Origin of the sequence: Egibacter rhizosphaerae (assembly GCF_004322855.1) — a bacterium.
GTDB lineage: Bacteria > Actinomycetota > Nitriliruptoria > Euzebyales > Egibacteraceae > Egibacter > Egibacter rhizosphaerae.
Genome location: NZ_CP036402.1, coordinates 4,505,545 through 4,523,524, shown reverse-complemented (window position 1 = coordinate 4,523,524; position 17,980 = coordinate 4,505,545). Strand labels below are relative to the sequence as shown.

The 17,980-nt window shown below is 72.2% G+C and carries 12 protein-coding genes, 1 tRNA gene and 2 pseudogenes; 4 read left to right on the top strand and 11 right to left on the bottom strand.

Annotated elements, in window-relative coordinates:
* Nucleotides 1–131: 131 nt before the first annotated feature.
* From ER308_RS20740 to ER308_RS20730, 3 genes are all read right to left on the bottom strand, one after another.
* Nucleotides 132–2,045, bottom strand: coding sequence for an ABC transporter ATP-binding protein (locus tag ER308_RS20740; RefSeq protein WP_131156735.1), 1,914 nt, complete (start codon nucleotides 2,043–2,045; stop codon nucleotides 132–134).
* A complete protein-coding gene (locus ER308_RS20735; RefSeq protein WP_205745783.1) occupies nucleotides 2,042–3,967 on the bottom strand; it encodes an ABC transporter ATP-binding protein in 1,926 nt (641 codons plus the stop codon). The genes ER308_RS20740 and ER308_RS20735 overlap by 4 nt, the downstream gene beginning before the upstream one ends.
* Before the next feature lie 351 nt (nucleotides 3,968–4,318).
* Nucleotides 4,319–6,685: an RNA degradosome polyphosphate kinase gene (locus tag ER308_RS20730; protein ID WP_205745782.1), complete on the bottom strand. Its 2,367-nt coding sequence runs from the start codon at nucleotides 6,683–6,685 to the stop codon at nucleotides 4,319–4,321.
* A gap of 214 nt (nucleotides 6,686–6,899) precedes the next feature.
* Between ER308_RS20730 and ER308_RS20725 the strand changes: the two genes are divergently transcribed.
* From ER308_RS20725 to ER308_RS20715, 3 genes are all read left to right on the top strand, one after another.
* The gene (locus tag ER308_RS20725; RefSeq protein ID WP_165492291.1) at nucleotides 6,900–7,898 is read left to right on the top strand and encodes an LLM class F420-dependent oxidoreductase; all 999 of its coding nucleotides are present in this window, start codon (nucleotides 6,900–6,902) and stop codon (nucleotides 7,896–7,898) included.
* A gap of 81 nt (nucleotides 7,899–7,979) precedes the next feature.
* Nucleotides 7,980–9,581, top strand: coding sequence for a molybdopterin-dependent oxidoreductase (locus tag ER308_RS20720; RefSeq protein ID WP_131156733.1), 1,602 nt, complete (start codon nucleotides 7,980–7,982; stop codon nucleotides 9,579–9,581).
* Between the two features lie 502 nt (nucleotides 9,582–10,083).
* Nucleotides 10,084–11,337: an acyl-CoA dehydrogenase family protein gene (locus tag ER308_RS20715; protein ID WP_131156732.1), complete on the top strand. Its 1,254-nt coding sequence runs from the start codon at nucleotides 10,084–10,086 to the stop codon at nucleotides 11,335–11,337.
* A 16-nt stretch (nucleotides 11,338–11,353) separates the two neighbouring features.
* On the opposite strand, the gene ER308_RS20710 is transcribed toward ER308_RS20715, so the two are convergent.
* Both ER308_RS20710 and ER308_RS20705 read right to left on the bottom strand, forming a co-directional pair.
* Nucleotides 11,354–12,475 carry an ABC transporter ATP-binding protein gene (locus tag ER308_RS20710; RefSeq protein ID WP_131156731.1) on the bottom strand — a complete coding sequence of 374 codons (1,122 nt, stop codon included), beginning with the start codon at nucleotides 12,473–12,475 and terminating at the stop codon, nucleotides 11,354–11,356.
* 5 nt (nucleotides 12,476–12,480) lie between these two features.
* Nucleotides 12,481–13,425: a carbohydrate kinase family protein gene (locus ER308_RS20705; protein WP_205745781.1), complete on the bottom strand. Its 945-nt coding sequence runs from the start codon at nucleotides 13,423–13,425 to the stop codon at nucleotides 12,481–12,483.
* Between the two features lie 242 nt (nucleotides 13,426–13,667).
* Between ER308_RS20705 and ER308_RS20700 the strand changes: the two genes are divergently transcribed.
* Entirely contained in the window at nucleotides 13,668–15,035 is a 1,368-nt protein-coding gene (locus tag ER308_RS20700) for a hypothetical protein (protein ID WP_131156729.1), read from the top strand.
* Nucleotides 15,036–15,079: 44 nt separating this feature from the next.
* Here the strand turns inward: ER308_RS20700 and ER308_RS20695 are convergent, their stop codons facing one another.
* From ER308_RS20695 to ER308_RS20665, 6 genes and pseudogenes are all read right to left on the bottom strand, one after another.
* Nucleotides 15,080–15,742 carry a hypothetical protein gene (locus ER308_RS20695; RefSeq protein ID WP_131156728.1) on the bottom strand — a complete coding sequence of 221 codons (663 nt, stop codon included), beginning with the start codon at nucleotides 15,740–15,742 and terminating at the stop codon, nucleotides 15,080–15,082.
* A 58-nt stretch (nucleotides 15,743–15,800) separates the two neighbouring features.
* Complete coding sequence (locus ER308_RS20690) at nucleotides 15,801–16,274, bottom strand: CBS domain-containing protein (RefSeq protein WP_131156727.1); 474 nt, start codon at nucleotides 16,272–16,274, stop codon at nucleotides 15,801–15,803.
* A 180-nt stretch (nucleotides 16,275–16,454) separates the two neighbouring features.
* Nucleotides 16,455–17,369: a diguanylate cyclase gene (locus ER308_RS23335; RefSeq protein WP_420826183.1), complete on the bottom strand. Its 915-nt coding sequence runs from the start codon at nucleotides 17,367–17,369 to the stop codon at nucleotides 16,455–16,457.
* Nucleotides 17,305–17,502: pseudogene (locus ER308_RS23330) on the bottom strand (PAS domain-containing protein); the annotation flags it as partial. The pseudogene ER308_RS23330 and the gene ER308_RS23335, both read right to left, overlap by 65 nt.
* A pseudogene (locus tag ER308_RS23325) lies at nucleotides 17,474–17,914 on the bottom strand (PAS domain-containing protein); the annotation flags it as partial. The pseudogenes ER308_RS23330 and ER308_RS23325, both read right to left, overlap by 29 nt.
* Nucleotides 17,872–17,955, bottom strand: a tRNA-Leu gene (locus ER308_RS20665). The gene ER308_RS20665 and the pseudogene ER308_RS23325, both read right to left, overlap by 43 nt.
* Between the last annotated feature and the right edge of the window lie 25 nt (nucleotides 17,956–17,980).

The following is a 17,980-nucleotide window of genomic DNA, read 5'->3' as shown; positions in this document are numbered from 1 at the left end:
CGGCACCCTCGACGCGCGGGATCACCGTCGGTCGACAACCCCCTACATGGCTCGGAGGCTAGCAGACGTGTCAGCACACAACCGGGTGGGCAGCGGTCCGATCACGATCGGACCCACCGGACGCGAGCGCCTCAACGGGGGTCGACGGCGGCCCGGGTGCCCGCGACCCAGCTGGCGTGCAGCCCGGCGTACACGCCGTCAGGGTCCTCCAGCAGCGCGTCGTGGGAACCGCGCTGTACGATCCGGCCGGCATCGAACACGACGATCTCGTCGGCGGCTTCGGCGGTCGACAGGCGATGGGCGATCGACAGCGCCGTCCGACCCCTGGTGACGCTCTCGAGCGCGCGCTGGATCCGCACCTCGGTCCCCGGGTCGACCGCGCTCGTTGCCTCGTCGAGCACGAGCAGGTCGGGGTCGGCGACGTACGCCCGCGCGAGCGCGACCAGTTGGCGCTCACCGGTCGACAGCGCCTCGCCCCGCTCGCCCACGGGGGTCGCGGGCCCGTCGGACTGGCGCTCGAGCCAGTCGGCGAGGCCGAGCTCGGTGAAGGCCACCTCGACGTCCTCGTCGGTGGCGCTCGGGCGGCCGTACCGGACGTTGTCCGCGATGGAGGCATCGAACAGGAACCCGTCCTGAGGCACCATGACCAGCCTTCGCCGCAGGCTGGAGAACCCGACGTCGGGCAGGGCGACCCCGTTGACGCGCACCTCGCCGTCGGTGGGGTCCATCAGCCGCGTCAACAGCTTCACGAAGGTGGTCTTGCCCGATCCGGTCTCCCCGACGATCGCGACCCGGGACTGCGCCGCGATCGACAGGTCGACGTCGCGGAGCACCGGTGGGCCGGTGGGGTAGCGGAACCACACGTGATCGAACCGCACCGCGATCGGCCCGGGCGGGACCGAGACCGCCGTCCCGGACGGCGCGTCGCCTCCGCCGGAGGCATCGCCGGTCACCGGGTGGCGCTCGGGATCGGCCACGTCGGGCGGGGTGTCGAGGACGGCGATGACCCGCCGCCAGCCACTGATCGCCTTCTGGGCCTGGTCGAGGACCTCCGTTGCCACCTGCATCGGCTGCACGAAGAGGTTCACGAGGAACGTGAACGCGGCGAGCCGGCCCACCCACGGCTCCCCCTCGGGCGCCAGACCGCCGGCGAGCCCCAGGGGGACCCCGACGACGATGACGAGGCCGGTCGCGACACCGGCGATCGCCTCGCCGCTGGCGAACATTCCCGCCGCGAAGCGCCCCGCGCGGTACGTCGCGTCGAACTCCTCCTCGACGGCACGGTCGATGCGCTGCGTGGTGCGGTCGCCGATGCCGTACGCCCGGACGACGGAGGCGCCCACCACGCTCTCCGCGATCGCGGACAGCAGGGCCCCGACCTTGCGGCGAACGCGATCGTAGGCAGCGGACAGGCGCCGCTGGAACCACCGCAACACGAGCGCCAGCGGCGCGAAGCACGCGAGCACGACGAGCGCGAGCAGCGGGGAGTAGACGAGCATCGCCACGGTCGCGAGCACCAGCTGACCGAGGCTCACCAGCATGATGACCCCGCCCCACTGCATGAAGCGGCTGATCTGGTCGATGTCGCTGGTCACCCGACTGACCAGCGAGCCCCGCTGTTCGGCAGCCTGGCTCAGCACCGAGAGGTCGTGGATGTGCCGGAAGGCCTTCACGCGCAGCGCAGCCAGCGCCGTCTCGGTCGCCCGCACGAGGCGCGAGATCATGGCGTACTGGGCGCTGCTGGTCACCGCGAGCGTGAGCGCGGCCGCGCTCGTCGCCGCGACGACGAAGCCGAGCCGCGGCCCGTCGGGGTCGAGGAGCCCGACGTCGATGGTCTGCTGCACCGCGATCGGCACCACGAGCTTGCCGGCGGTGGCGACCGCGGCGAGCAACAGGGTGAGGGTGAGCCCGCGTCGCAGCTGCGGCGCGAGGGCCAAGCCGCGCCGCAGCGTCTGCCAGGCGCCCGCGGTGCGGCGCGCCTCGATGCCCGCTCCTGTGCGGCGGGGATCCTCGGCCGCCCGGTCGGTGCCGGGTGCCGCGCTCATCCGCGGCCCCCGTGCGAGGTGTCGCTCCCGCCCGCGCGCTCGGCGCGATCGTAGGCGGACACGAGGTGCCGGTAGCCGGGCACTCGCGCGAAAAGGTCGTCGTGGCTCCCGCGATCGACGACCCGGCCACGCTCGACGTACACGATCTCGTCCGCGAGGGCGATGGTCGCGCGCCGATAGGCCACCACGAGGATCGTCGCGGGCAGCTCGGCCTCCCGGAGGCCGGCGAGGATCGCCGCCTCCACCGAGGGATCGACGCTCGATGTCGCGTCGTCGAGCACGAGCAATCGCGGGCGCCGCACGAGCGCGCGAGCGAGCGCGACGCGCTGCCGCTGCCCGCCCGACAGCGTCGTCCCGCGCTCGCCCACGACCGTGTCGAGGCCGTGGTCGAGCTCGCTGACGAACCCTTCGGCCTGTGCGACGCGGAGGGCCTGCCACACCTCGTCGTCGTCGACGTCCGCTCCGAGGGTCACGTTCTCGCGGATCGTGTCGTCGAACAGGAACGCGTGCTGCAGGACCACCGCGACGTCGCGCGTGAGCGCGGCACGTCTGAGCTCGCGCACGTCGGCCCCGTCGACGGCGACGGACCCGCCCGCCGGGTCGGCCAGGCGCACCAGCAGCGAGGCGATCGTCGACTTGCCCGCACCGGTCGGGCCGACGAGCGCGACGGTGCGCCCGGCGGGGACATCGAACGTCACGTCCCGCAACGCCGCCTCGGCGCGGGGATCCTCCTCCGCGGAACGGGGCCGGGAACCGGGCGCTCCGCCGAGCGTCTCCCGAGCCCCGGGATCCTCGTAGACGTAGCGGACCTCGTCGAGCGCGAGGTCCGCCGGGCGGCCGTCGGCGCGCGGCAGGTCCGCCTCGCCGTCGGGTTCGTCGCTCTCGGCCTTCAGCACTCTCTCGACACGGTTCCAGCCGACGACCGACCGCGGCAGGTCGGAGAGGATCATCCCGATCGCTCGCAGTGGGAACGCGAGGAGGGTGAACAGGTAGCCCACGAGCACGAGGTCGCCGGTGGAGATGGCGCCCTGCTCCAAGCGCAGACCGCCCACCACGAGGAGACCGAGGATGGTCAGCGCCGGCAGCGCTTCCATGAGGGGGTCGAACACCGCCTTGATGCGCCCGAAGCGGATGAGCTCGTCACGCAGCTCATCGGCCTCCTCGCGGAAGCGCTGGGTCTCCTCGCTCTCGCGGCCGAGGGTCTTGACGACCAACGCGCCGTCGAACGACTCGTGCGCCACCTCGGCGACGTCGGCGCGCTTCTGCTGCGCACGGGTCGCCGGTCCACGCATGGCCGTGTTGAACCGCCAGTTGACGAAGCTGATGATCGGGGCGACCGCGATGCCGACCGCCGCCATCCACGGGTCGGTGGCCACCAGCGCCACGCCCGAGCCCACGAGCATCACCACCACGCCGCAGGTCAGGGGGAGCGGGGCGATCGGCCAGAACGTCGCCTCGACGTCGGCGTTCGCGTTCGACAGCAGCTCACCGGTGGTGTGCCGGCGGTGCCACGAGAGCGGCAGTCGGGTGTACTGGCGGGTGATCCGCTTGCGGTAGCGGGCGTGCAGGGCCGCCTGCATCCAGGTCGCGGCGACCTTGCGCACGACGATCCCGGCCGCCTTGGCGAACGCGACGCCCGCGAGCGCGGCCGCCGCGGCGGCGAGCGCCAGGGTGCTCGTCTCGTCCTGGATGAACGCGGGCTCGACCACCCGATCGATGACCGCGCCGAGGACGATCGCGGAGCCGACCGTCGCGAGCCCGTAGACCGCCGACCCGGTGACGGCGATGGCGAACGACCGCGGCTCCTCGCGGATTCCCATCCCGAGCACCCGCAGTCCGCGGCGTACGATCCGCGGGTCGGTGGCGGCAGCGAGCTGCGCCCGGCTGGCGTCCTCACCGGAGGCCGCGGGATGATCGGCCACCGCCCCCCGTCGCCGGCGCCTCTCCGCAGCACGCCCGCCGGAGGGCCGCCCCGGCTCGCCCGTGCCGTTCGAGCCAGTCGCGGGTTCGGTTCCGTGGGCCGTCTCAGCCCCCTCCGGCTCGGCCCCCGCACCGGCCGACGCATCGGCAGGCTGGCCGGAGGCGTGGAGCGAGCGGGAGGACGGGGTCATCGCGTCCGACGACGTGGACTGGCTGGGCTCGGGCGGCGGCACGGTTCGCGGACTCCGGATCGGGGCGGCGGGGTCGGCCCCGGCCGTGGACCCCCGGCGGTCCGGGTCGAGGACCGGTCGGGCACGCGGATGGGGCCGGGGGGTTCGGGCCGACCGGCAAGCCTAACGCGCGGCCTCCGTGCCTGCCCCCTGCTCGCTCGGGTCGAGCCACACCCGCAGGTCAAGCTCGTCCGGCGGCGCGGTCACGACGCGCTCCGCGAGCCCCGGAACCGGCTCGGACTCGGCGTCGGGCCCGGAGGCCTCCCCGGCGACCCGGTGTGGCTCGTACGGTGGCTCCACCGCGTCGGGCGCCCGCTCGGCGGCGGCGAGCATCAGCTCGCGCTGGCTGTCGCGCCGCGGCTCGCCCTCCTCGGGGATCCGGCGACGCCACGAGCCGTCCGGCTCGAGGTGCCAGGCGTTGCAGTTGTCGGCGAGGTAGACGTCCAGCGTCGCTCGCAACTCCGCCGCCATTTCCGGGTCGTCGATCGGCGCGAGCGTCTCGACCCGGCGGTCGAGATTGCGCGGCATCCAGTCGGGCGAGCCCATCCACACGTCGTCGGGGCCGAACTGCACGATCCGCGAGTGCTCGAGGAACCGGCCGACGATCGACAGCACACGGATCCGGTCGCTCACCCCGGGGACTCCGGGGCGCACCGAGCAGATGCCGCGGACCACGAGGTCGATCTGCACACCGGCCTGTGAGGCCTCGTAGAGGCTCCGGGTGATGCGCGTGTCGAGCAAGCTGTTCAGCTTCGCGCGGATGAATCCTTGGCGCTCCCCGGAGCGATGGACCTCCACCTCCCGTTCGATCAGGCGGGTGAGCCGCTCGCGCAGGGAGACCGGGGCGACCAGCAGTTTGCGGTAGCTGTCGTGCCGCGCGTACCCGGTGAGAAAGTTGAAGAGGTCGGTCAGGTCCGCGCCGATCGCGGGGTCGGCGGTCAGCATTCCGAGGTCCGTGTAGTAGTTCGCCGTGCGCGGGTTGTAGTTGCCGGTGCCGACATGGCAGTAGCGGCGGATGCCGTCCTCGTCGCGCCGCACCACCAGCGCGGTCTTCGCGTGGGTCTTCAGGCCCACGAGGCCGTAGACGACGTGGACCCCTGCACGCTCGAGCTCCCGCGCCCACGTGATGTTGGCCTCCTCGTCGAACCGCGCCTTCAGCTCGACGATCGCCACCACCTGTTTGCCTTGCTCGGCGGCGCGGACGAGCGACCGCACGATCGGGGAGTCGCCGCTGGTCCGGTAGAGGGTCTGCTTGATCGCCAGCACCTGCGGGTCGTGGGCCGCGCTGGTGATCAGGTGCTCGACCGTGTGCTCGAAACTGTCGAACGGGTGGTGCACCAGCAGGTCGCCCCGGCGGATCGCCGCGAACACATCGGCGGGCTCACCGCCGCTGCCCGAGCGCAGCCGCGGGTGCGGGACCGGTGTCCATCGCTGCCAGTGCAGGTCGGGGCGGTCGATCTCGGCCAGCTCGGTCGCGTCGCCCAGCCCCAGCAGGCCGGGCAGGCGGTAGACGTCCTCGTCGGCCACCTCGAGTTCCTCGGCCAGCAGCTGCAGCAGCCACGCCGGCATGGTGTCCTCGACCTCGAGGCGAACGACGGCCCCGAACCGCCGCCGGCGCAACTCCTTCTCGATGGCGAGCAGGAGGTCCTCGGCCTCGTCCTCCTCGATGTCGAGGTCCGCATTGCGCGTGACCCGGAAGGCGTGGGCCTCGAGCACGTCCATGCCGGGGAACAGGCGCCCGAGCCGGCTCTCGATGAGCTCCTCCAGCGGCAACAGCGCCTGACCGTCGGCGACCGGGACGAACCGCGGGAGGACGCCGGGCACCTTGACTCGGGCGAAGCGCCGATCGCCCGTCTTGCGGTCGCTGACGGTCACGGCCAGTGACAGCGAGAGGTTCGAGATGTAGGGGAAGGGGTGGCCGGGATCGACCGCGAGGGGGGTCAGGACCGGGAAGACCTCGTCCTCGAAGTAGCGATCGAGCGCACCGCGGTCGGCGCTCGACAGCTCCTCGGCGGAGACGATCCGCACGCCCTGGCGCTCCAGCAGCGGCAGCAGCTGCTCGTGGAAGGTCTCTTGCGCGGTCTCGATCATCGGGTGGAGGCGCTCGGCGATCGCGCCCAGCTGCTCGCTGGGAGTCCGGCCGTCGGCGGTCCGGCGCGTCACGCCGCTCGCGACCTGCTGCTTCAGACCCGCGACGCGGACCATGAAGAACTCGTCGAGGTTGGAGTGGAAGATGCCCAGGAAGCGGGCCCGCTCCAGCAGTGGGATCGACGCGTCGGTGGCGAGCGTGAGCACCCGGCGGTTGAACTCGAGCCACGAGAGCTCGCGGTTCAGGTAGTACGCCGGATCGTCCAGTTCGGAGTCCCCGTGATCCGGGGACCGGAACCGCCCGTCCTCGTCCCGCGCGGGCAGGGGACGCACGCGAGCGATGTCCGGCGGCACCGGCGAGGGCGGCGAACCGGGGTCCGACCGGCGGTCGAGGTCGCTCACTCGCGGCCTCCTTTCCCTCTACGCAGCCGTCGCCCTGCGGCAGCCATGGATCCACCGGCCCGCCACGCGCAACCGTCGCAGTTCGCCTGTGTCCGTCGCTGCGCAGCATCGGGCCACCGGACCGGACCATGCTAACGGTTGTTGGCCCGCGGGGAATCGAAACCTCTACGCTGCGCACTCCATCCGTTGTTCTCGCAGACTCCAGGGGGATGCCATGACCCTCGCGGTCAGCCTGCCCGTCGCCGGCCTGCCGCCCCGGGAGACCCCGGAGCTCGTCCAGGCAGCGGCGCGATGGGGCTACCGGTCGGCCTGGGCCAGCGAGGTCGCCGGACCCGATTTCGCGAGCCTGCTCGGCGCGGTCGCCATCGCGTCCGACGTGGATCTCGGCGTCGCCGTCGCGCCGGCCCAGACCCGGGCCCCGTGGCTCCTCGCCGCGACCGCCGCCAGCCTCTCGCACTTGTCGGAGGGACGCTTCAGCCTCGGCGTGGGGACCTCGAGCGAGATCATCGTCGCTCGGTGGTCGGGGCTCGATTTCGACCACCCGCTGGACCGGCTCCGGGAGACGGTCGAGGCGCTACGGCCGTTGCTCGACGGCGAGAAGGTCGATTACGAGGGGCGGTTCGTGCACGTGCGTGGCGCGCGGATCTTCGCCCCGCCACCGACGCGCGTGCCGTTGCTCCTGGGCGCCCTCAACCCTCGGAGCCTGCGGCAGGCGGGTGGGTTGGCGGACGGCGTGTGCCTCAACCAGTTGGGCCCCGAGCACCTCCCCGCCGTCCTCGACGAGGTGGCCGCCGGTGCCAGGGCCGTCGGCCGGGTGCCCGCCGACCTCGCGGTGGTCGCTCGACTGTTCTGCTGGGTGACCGACGACCCCGAGGGGGCCCGCGAGCAGTTGCGCCGGACCTTCGCGCCGTACGCGGCGGTCGACGCGTACAACCGGTTCTTCGAGTGGCTCGGGTTCGAGGAGGAGGCCGCGGGCGTCCGCGAGGCGATGGCCGCACGCGACCGTGAGGCGGCGGCTCGCGCCGTGTCCGATCGCATGCTGGACTCGATCGCGGCCGTCGGGGACGCCGACCGGGTCGCCGCGCGTGTCCGGGCCTACCTCGACGGGGGCGTGACCACCGCCGCGATCGCGTGCCCGTCGCCCGATCCAGGGGATGCGCGCGCCACGCTCGAAGCGGTGGGCACCCGGCTCGGACCCTCACCGACCAAATGAACTACCCTGGGGACATCCGGCACACCACCGCTCCGCCGCTCGAGACCGGGGCTGGGTGAAGGACCGGACCAGGAGCCCCGCATGACCGTTCCCGATGATGCGGCAGAGGCTGTTGACCCGGCGCGGGCTGCGGCCAGACCGCCACGGCCGCGGGATGGCGCGATCGCCGGCGCGGTGGCCGTGACGGTTGCTTTCGCCGTCGGCGAGGTACTGGCCGCCACCACCTCGGCGCTGGTGTCGCCGATCGAGGGAGTCGGGGACGCGGTCGTGGCCGTCTCCCCGCCGCCGCTGACCGATGCCGCCATCGCGGTGCTCGGCCCGTTCAACGTGCTGGCCCTGCAGATCGGGATCGTGCTCGTCGCGCTGGGACTGGGAGCACTCGTGGGACGGCTCGGCACACGACGCGCACTCGCCGCGCGGCTGCTGTTCGTCGGCATCGCCCTCGCCGGGGGCGCGGTCGCGGCCGCCGCTCCGGCTGCCGAGGTGCTCGCGACGCTCCTTCCCGCCGCGACCGGCGCCTTGGTGGGAATGGCAGCCCTTTGGGCGCTGCTGGCGCGGGCACGCTCCCCGGCGTCACCCCCCGTGGACCCTGCAGCCAGCCCCCACGGGATCGACCGTCGTGGGTTCGTCCGGATGGCCGCGACCTTCTTCGGCGTCTCGGTGGTGGGAGCCGGGGCGGTGCGGAGCCTCTCCGCCGGCGCTCGGGCGGAGCCCGGGGAGATCGCCGAGCTGCCCGAGCCGAACCACTCACTGCCGGCGGCATCCACGTTCGAGCAGCCGCGGATCGACGAAGGCCTGTCCGACCTATGGACGCCGAACGACGAGTTCTACATCGTCGACACCGCCGTGCGAACGCCCCACGTCGAACCGCGGGGTTGGTCGCTCACCATCGACGGGCGGGTCGACAACCCGATCGAGTTGAGCTACGACGAGCTGCTCGACCTCGCCGGTACCGAGGCCGACATCCTCCTCACCTGCGTCTCCAACCCCGTGGGTGGCGGGGAGGCAGGCACCGCCCGGTGGCAGGGCGTCCGCCTCGGTGAGCTGCTGGACCGCGCCGGCCTCGCCAGCGACGCGGAGCAGATCGTCGGCGAGAGCGTGGAGGGGTTCACCGCCGGCTTCCCGGTGGAGGCCGCGCTCGACGGGCGTGACGCGCTCGTGGCGGTCGGCATGAACGGTGAGCCCCTGCCCCGTGCGCACGGCTTCCCCGCGCGACTGGTGGTGGCCGGCCTCTACGGCTACGTGAGCGCGACGAAGTGGCTGGAGCGGATCCACGTCACCGGCTGGAACGAGTTCGACGGGTTCTGGGTGCCGCGGGGATGGGCGAAGGAGGGCCCGGTGCGGATCCAGTCGCGGATCGACACCCCGCACGATCGAGCCAACGTCGTGACCGGCACCGTGCCCGTGGGCGGCGTGGCCTGGGCGCCGCTCGACGGCATCGAGCGTGTCGAGGTCTCCGTCGACGGTGGGGACTGGCAGCCCGCCGACCTCGGACCGGAGATCGGCGGGGCCGCCTGGCGCCAGTGGACGTGGCAGTGGGAGAACGCCACTGCGGGAACCCACGAACTCACCGTGCGCGCGACCGATGCCACCGGGGAGGTCCAGACGGCGGAGGAGGGCCCCGCGCGCCCCGACGGCGCGACCGGACGTCACACCGTCACGGTCCGCGTGGAGGAGGCCTAGTCCGCGCGAGCGACCGGCTGCTGCGGGCTCGGGCGCCTGCTGAAGCCAGCGGTGTGGTCACAACCCAGCGGTGTGATCACGACCACGCGGTGGTCACACCCAGCGGTGTGGTCACAACCACGCGTTGCACCCACGGTTTCGTCCACAGCCGGGACGCATCGCCGGTCGCAGTGCCACGGTGTGGGCGGGAGTGGCGGTCGACACCAACGGAAAGGCCCACACGTGACCGGGCGGAGGCCGAGCGGCGCACGGTGTGGACACCAGCGACCGCGATCACCCCCGAACGTGTCCACACCGCGGCGGGACGACAGGGGAGGGCGTGCCGGCCGCGGATCGCTGACCCGGCCGCCGGTTACTGACCCGGGACGGATGAGTGACCCGGGCGCGGATCACTGACCCTGGCGCCCGACCCGGCAGCCGCCCTGAGGGTGACCATGGTCAGGTAGCCTGCCGCTGGCACGACGTTCGACGCGTCGCAGGGAGGCGGCAGAGGAGTGCTGAGATGGACTTCGCCCACAGCGCACGTGCCCGCGAGCTGATCGCGCAGGTGCGCGAGTTCGTCGAACAGGAGATCTATCCCGCCGAGACGCTCCACCGCGAGCAGGTCGAGGCGTCCGGCGACCCGCACCATCACCCGCCGGTGATGGAGGAGCTCAAGGCCAAGGCGCGCGCAGCGGGGTTGTGGAACCTGTTCCTGCCGGACGAGGAGTGGGGCGCGGGGCTGTCGAACCTCGAGTACGCACCGCTGGCGGAGTGGATGGGTCGGAGCGTGATCGGCTCCGAGCCCTTCAACTGCAACGCCCCCGACACCGGCAACATGGAGGTCCTGGCGCAGTACGGCACGCGCGAGCAGCAGGAGCAGTGGCTGCGACCGCTGCTCGACGGCGAGATCCGCTCCTGTTTCGCGATGACCGAGCCGGACGTCGCCTCGAGCGACGCCACGAACATTCGGGCCTCGATCGAGCGGGACGGCGACGACTACGTCCTCAACGGGCGCAAGTGGTGGACCACCGGCGCGGCACGCAAGCGTTGCCGGCTCGCGATCTTCATGGGCAAGAGCAACCCCGAGGCCGACACGTACCGCCAGCAATCGATGATCCTGGTGCCGCTCGACACGGCGGGCATCGAACACGTGCGCAACCTGCAAGTGTTCGGCTTCAACGAAGGGGAGGGGCACGCCGAGATCCAGTTCACCGGCGTTCGGGTGCCTGCCGATCACCTCCTGCAGCGGGAGGGCGACGGGTTCGCGATCGCCCAGGGCCGCTTGGGGCCGGGACGCATCCACCACTGCATGCGGGCGATCGGCATGGCGGAGCGCGCCCTCGAGTTGTTGTGCCGCCGCGCCGCCGGGCGCAACGCCTTCGGCACCGAGCTCGCCCGCCAGGGCGTCGTGCGTGAGTGGATCGCCGACGCGCGCTGTGAGCTGGAGCAGGCGCGCCTGCTCGTCCTGAAGGCCGCATGGATGATGGACGAGGTCGGCAACAAGGAGGCGCGCAAGGAGATCGGCATGATCAAGGTGGTCGCGCCGAACACGGCCCTGCGGGTCCTCGACCGGGCCATCCAGCTCTGGGGCGGCGCCGGTGTCTCGCAGGACACCCCGATGGCGCAGCACTGGGCGCACCTGCGGACGCTGCGCCTGGCCGACGGCCCGGACGAAGTGCACCGGCTGCAGATCGCCAGGATGGAACTGCGCGAGCAACTCGCGAACGAGCCGACCGACCCCGTCGCCACCGCGCTGGCTCCCGCGCACGGCTGACCGCGCGCCGGTTCGTTCACCGGCCCGCGTGCAACAGCCGCCCTTCGACGTCGAAGTAGAGCAGCTTGTCGGGATCCACCGACAGGAGCACGCCCTGGCCCCCCGTCAGCTGCTCCGCCCCGGGGCTGAAGGCGACCTCGGGGCCTCCCGGCTCCAGCCGCGCGATGCCCTCGCGTCCGGCGCCCATGCCGCGCACGGACACGACGCTCGCGACCAGGCGAGGCCGTTCTTCGGTAGGCCGTTCCTCGGTCCGGTGCGAGGAAACCGCGACGGACAGCGCTTCACGTCGGATGCCGAGTGTGACCATCCTCGATGCCCCCACGGCACCCCGAGCGTGCGGACGCAACGGCAGGAGCTGCGCTCGAGGAGCATCACCGAGGCGGAGGCCGTCTCCCTCCACGAACCCGTCGATGAACGCGAGCCCGCGGGGGGCCATCAGTTCCGCCACCAGCGTCGTCGCGGGCCGCGCGTAGCACGAGGACGGGTCGCCCACCTGCAGGACGCGTCCCCCGTCGAGGACGACCAGCTGGTCCCCGAGCGCGAGCGCGTGCTCCGGTTCGTGCGTGGCGATCACGGTCGTGGTCCGGAGGGCATCGTGCAGTTCGCGCAACTGGCTCCGCAGGCGCGCGGCCTCCCCCGGGTCGAGCTCGCCGAAGGGCTCGTCGAACAGGAACGCGCGCGGGCGACGCACCGTGGCGCGAGCGATGGCCAGACGCCGCCTCCCGCCCGCGGACAGACGGCCGGGAGGCGCGTCGGCGCGGGACTCGAGGCCGACCGCACGCAACTCGCTCGCCGCCCGCAGGGCGATCTCGTCGGCCGGCAACCCGCTGGCCTCGAGGGCGGCCTCGACGTTGCCGGCCACCGTCCGGTGAGGGAAGACGGTCGCTGTCTGGTCGACCACCGCGACGTCCCGCTGGTCGGGTCGCTGGACCGTCACGTCCATGTCCTCGAACCAGACGCGACCGCGATCCGGGTACTGGGTCCCCGCGAGCACCCGCAACACGGTGGTCGCGCCGGCGCCGGTCGGTCCCATCAGGGCGGTCAGCGAGCCGGAGGGGAAGGTCAGATCGAGCCCGTCGAGCCGGCGGCCTCCCTCGTCGCCCTCGACCCCCACGCCCTCGAGGATGAGCGTGACCATGGGTGTCAGCGCAACTCGTCGCGGTGCGGCGGGTCCGCTCCGGCACGCGTGCAGGTCATCGCCGCGACGCTCGCGGCGAACGAGACCGCGGCGCGGACGTCGGCCTGCTCGAGACCCTCGGGAGTGAGGCACCCCTGCGCGTCGAGAGCCGCGAGAAGGCCGGAGGTGAACGCGTCACCCGCTCCGACCGTGTCGATGACGCTCGTCGCCCGGGCCGCGATCTCGTGCCGCTCGTCCCCGCGCACCGCGAGCGCGCCGCGTGCGCCATCGGTGAGAACGACCAGGCGTCCCCCCGCCGCCCATCGGCGGGCGAGGGCGGCGGGGTCCTCGTCGGGCCACACCCATGCGAGGTCCTCGGTGCTGGCCTTGACCACGGAGGACTGCGCGACCCACTGCTCGAGCGAGCTCGCGTAGGCCGCGCGATCGCCGATGAACCGCCCCCGGACGTTCGGGTCGAGGGAGGTCACGCGCCCCTGACGGTGCGCCTTCGCGAGGAGGTCGGCGACGACGGCGGCACCGGGCTCCAGCACGAGGGCGATGGAGCCCACGTGCACGGCCGTGACGCCGTCCGGTAGGGGCTGCGGCACGTCGCTGGACCGAAGGCTGGCGCCGGCGCTGCCTGCGAAGTGGAAGGCGTACTCGGCCTGCCCGGCGGCGTCGAGGTGCACGAACGCGAGCGGGCTCGGTTCGTCCGCGATCGAGAGCCACTCGGTACCGACCCCGTCGGCTTCGAGTGTGCGGCGCAGCAGGCGCCCGAACGGGTCGGTCGAGACCCGCCCGCAGAAGCCGGCGGCCGTTCCCAGGCGCGCCAGTCCGATGGCCACGTTGAACGGTGACCCTCCCGGACGCGGCACGAAGCCCCGCTCACCTTCGCAGCGCGCAGCCGTGAGATCCACGAGCGCCTCGCCGCACACCAGGATCTCGGCCATCCGCACCTCGCTCACGTCCACGGCGCCCTCCGGCGCACACCGTGCCTCCGCGAGAAGCGCAGCCTACCGCCGGTCCCAGGCCGACGAGGGGTGCGAGAGGGGTGCTATCGTCTCGACGACCACCACGTTCCCACGTGCATCGACGGAGCCGGCCACTCGGGACATGCAGGAGCCGCCACGCGCCATCCTGGCGGCCACGGGGACCGGTTGCCGGCCCGTGTCTCCCCACATCGCAGCTGCCGGGGAGACGAGAGGAGGAGGGGATGGTCACCGCGAGGATCGTGGCGGCGTTCGTCGCGCTCCTGCTCGTCGCCGCGGCGTGCTCGCCCGAGACCGAGCCGGATCCGGAGATCGAGGACGAGGACGGTGCGATCGACGGCGAGGCCGAGGGCCCACCGGGCGACGACCCTGGGCCCGAGGAGGACGACGAAGATCCCGACGACGACGATCCCTCGGACGATCCCGAGGACGAGGAAGCGCAACTCGACGAGCTGATCGAACGCCTGACCAGCGAGGTCGGTGAACTGCGCGAGCTCGAGTGGGAGGACGAGGTCGAGACCGAGGTCGTGTCGGGCGACGAGCTGGCCGAGATCGCGACCGATCGCGACCTCGACGCCGGCGACCGCGACGAGCTGGCGGACTGGAGCCGCGTGCTGGCGAGCCTGCGCCACATCCCCGAGGGAGGCGACCTCGAGGAGATCTACGACGAGCTGCAGGCGTCCGGGGTCGCCGGCCTCTACGACCCCGAGGACGAGGTGGCCTACGTGGGCAGCGAGGAGCTCCCGCCCGGGCCGTCGGCAACGGTGACCACGGCCCACGAGCTCGTGCACGCGCTCCAGGATCAGCACTTCGACCTCGAGCGCCTCGATGACCTCGAGGACGACGACGCGGTGCTCGCCTTCCTTTCCGTCGTCGAGGGCGACGCCGTACTGATCGAGGAGGAGTGGCAAGCACGCCATCTCTCCGAGGAGGAGCAGGGGGAGGCCCAGCGCGAGGAGCTCGAGGCCGTCGGCGAGGTCCAGGAGGTCCTGGCCGAGCTACCCGAGTACGTGGTCGAGTCGTTCCTCTTCCCGTACACGGCGGGGGAGCGGTTCGTGGCCGCCCTCCGGGAGCAGGGTGGCTTCGCGGCGGTCAACGAGGCGCTCGAGGATCCGCCGACCACGACGCTCGAGATCCTCGACCCCGATCGCTACCTCGAGGGCTTCGAGCCCGAGGAGGTCGATCCGGGACAGGCGCCAGGGGACGACTGGGAGCCGCTGGTCGATGGCAGCTTCGGCGCCTTCGAGTTGCTCGTGCTGTTCGGGGAGGTCGAGGACACGCAGGCGCCGGCTGCTTGGCCCTGGTGGCGGGGTGGGGCGATCGAGGCCTGGGAGCAGGACGGCGAGCTCGTCGTCGCCGCTGGATGGTGGCTCGACGATGCCGAGGAGGCTCCGCTCGTCGTGTGCGACGCCGTCCCCAGTTGGTATGCGCAGGTCGCGAACGCGGACGAGCCCAGCGAGCGCGAGGTGGCGTCGGGCGAGCTCACGCTCGAGGGGGACCGGGACGCGTTCGCCCTCGCCTGCGAGGATCAGCTGGTCCGGTTCGCCCTCGCTCCTGACGCCGAGACCGCCGAGCGGGCACTCGGTCGTTGAGCTCACCGACGTACTCCCGGACGAATCGCGATCCCGACGGGTCGCTATTCGCGTGAGGGCTCGCCACCGTCGGCGCCACCTTCGCCCTCGTCCCCGGCCTCGTTCTCCCCGGCCTCGCTCTCCCCGGCCTCGCTCTCCCCGGCGTCGGGATCCAGCTCACGGGGGTCCGGATCCGGTTCCCGGGAGGGGGGCTCGCCCAAGAGCTCGTCCGGTGTGTCCGGGACGTCGCCTCCGGGGACGAGCCCGTCGGCACCCTCCCCCGCGGCATCGGGGAACCGCGGCTCGTCCGAGGGTTCGACATCGTCGGGAACGTGCCCGACCTCGGGGGCGAGAGGGTCGTCGGGCCCACCATCGAGGAGACGTGTGGCGGCCTCCGGTGAGAGGCGATCACCCGACTGTCGCAGAATGCTCTCGACGGCTTCGTCACGCGAGACCAACTCGGCATCGACCGCCCGCCGGAGCTTGCGCACGTGCGTGGCGAGTGCCTCCGCGTCGACCGGCGACCTCGCGGACTCGCGCCCGGGCGCCGGTGACGGGTCCTCGGCCGGTGGTGCCGGCGGAGGAGTGGGGGAGCCACGGGGCGGCGCGTCGGGCTCCTCCTCGGCCGGCTCCTGCTCCCCGCCGCGCGACCTTTTCGCGTCATAGACGAAGAGCGCCACGAGCAGGACGATCACGAGCACGATCGTGAGCATCAAGATGGCCTGCATCGTCGGCTCCTGCGGAACGCGGGTGGAAGCGGCCGGTTCGGGTGGACTACCCGCGAGGCTACGCCACCGCGTCGTCGGATGCGGCGCCGTCCTCGTGCTCGTCCCGTTCCTCGGAGGGCACCGGCTGGACGGGCGTGCCCAGGGCACGACGACACTCGTCCACCGAGAGCATGCCCTGAAGATGCCCCTGATCGATCACCGGGATGGCTACTCGACCCTTCAACACCATGAGGCGGGCGGCGGTCTGCACACTGTCGGACCGGGTCACGCTCGGCTGTGCGGACCGCATCGCCGCTCGCGCCGGCTGATGGTCGCGATCAGTGAGGGCGTCCTGCAATCCAGCGGCGGTGCGGAGGACGTCCTCGGCGGACAGCCAGAGCCGATCCTCTTCGAGGACTCCCATGACCGTCGAGCGTTCGATCACGAGTGCGTGACGAGCACCGACCGCCTCCGCGGCCTCGCGCGCCTCCGCCACGGAGCTTCGGGGCGAAACCGTCACGGGCTCGGTATTCATGACTTCGTGCACACGCATGTATCCGCTCCCGATCCGCGCCTCGGTCGTGGATCTCCCTTGTCCGACGCGTCCGACGGCACATCGACGATCCGTGCCTGGATCCCGTGATCGAACGCAACGATCCACGCAATCGTCGCAAATTTCGTGAACCCTGTCACCAGGCCGGGGCGCATGTCCGCTCGGAGGGGTGGGATGAGCTCACCGAGGGACGCCTACAGGGTCCCAGTGAACCTGCCCAGTCACCGAACGCTGTATGCCGTGACTCGGGCGGCGACGCCGCAGCGTCCGACTGGGGAGTGCGCCTGTCCAACGACCTCGGTGTCGGGCTTCGTGGGCTGGCGTGCCCGAGGGACCCCGGGGGTCGTCGCTACCGAGACGGCGCAGGGATCGGAGCGCGGGCGTCGGTGATCTCGTGGGCTTCGACCGGCCGGCTCCACAGGAACCCCTGGGCATGGTCGCAGCCGAGGCTGACGAGCTCGGCGAGCTGTTCGGGGGTTTCGACTCCTTCGGCGGTAGCCGATCGGCGGCGAGGCGGAGCACCTCGTCGCCGGCCTCGTGACCCGCCCCGTCGTTCACGGACTTGAGGCCGTCGAGGTCGAGGAACAGCACGGCATACCGTGCACCGGAGCGCTGGCAGGCCGCGCGAGCCTGCCCGAGCCGATCGAGGAACAGCGTGCGGTTCGGAACCCCCGGCAGCGGGTCGTGGGACGCCAGGTGCTCCAACTGCGCAGCGGCAGCGTGGCGTTGCCAGGCGGTGTCGACGATGTGAGCCAACGAGCGCAGGAAGTCGCGGTCGTGATCCTGGAGCTCGTCGGTCGCCGCGCCCGTGACCACGAGGGCCCTGCCGCTGCTGAGCTCCACCCGGACGGCCCCGTCGCATCGCCGGAGTCCGCGACCCGCTCGATGACGGTGTCGGGTCCCAGCAGCTCCGTGACCCTGGACCGGGTGAGCTCTCCACCTTCCGCGGGTCGTCGGCCCCCATCGCGATCTGGCCCAGCTCGGCGACCGCGGTCTGTTGGCGGGCACGGCGGGACAGGAGTCGCTGGGTCCGCTCAAGGTCGCTGATATCGGTCGAAACGCCGATGAGGCCGGCCAACTGCCCGGCGTCGTCATAGTAGGGGGAGGTCGTCACCAGGGCAGGGAAGATCGTGCCGTCGTATCGGTGCACCTCGAACCTGCCGGACCAGCTCTGCCGGGCTCGGACCCTGCGCCATGATCGAATGGGCCTGCACGGACGAGTGTTCAAGGACGTTCAACTCGACGATCGCGGTACCTCGTACCTGCCTCACCGCCCAGCCGCAGAGCCGCTCGGCGGCGGGGTTGACATGGCGCACGACGCCGTCGAGGTCGGTGGCGATCACCGCCTCACCGACCGCGTCGAGAAGGTGGCCTGGAAGCGCTGCCCTGCCTCGGCCGCTCGCTGCTAGGGCAGGCCTCGGGCGCACGCCCCTGGCGTCATGAGTCCCGCGAACGTCACCTCCGCAAACGGCGCGGTCCCGGCCGCAGCCACCGCGAGCTCCGCATGAAGGCCGCCACTCCGGCCGCCGACAGATCGAAGGGCCGCTACAGCGCGTAGCCGAACTGGTCGGCCGCGCCGATTGCTCCCGCAGTGTCGTGTCGGCGGAGGGACTTGAACCCTCATGGACCGAAGTCCACATGGCCCTCAACCATGCGCGTCTACCAATTCCGCCACGCCGACGTGGAGGCCAGAGTATGCCACGGTC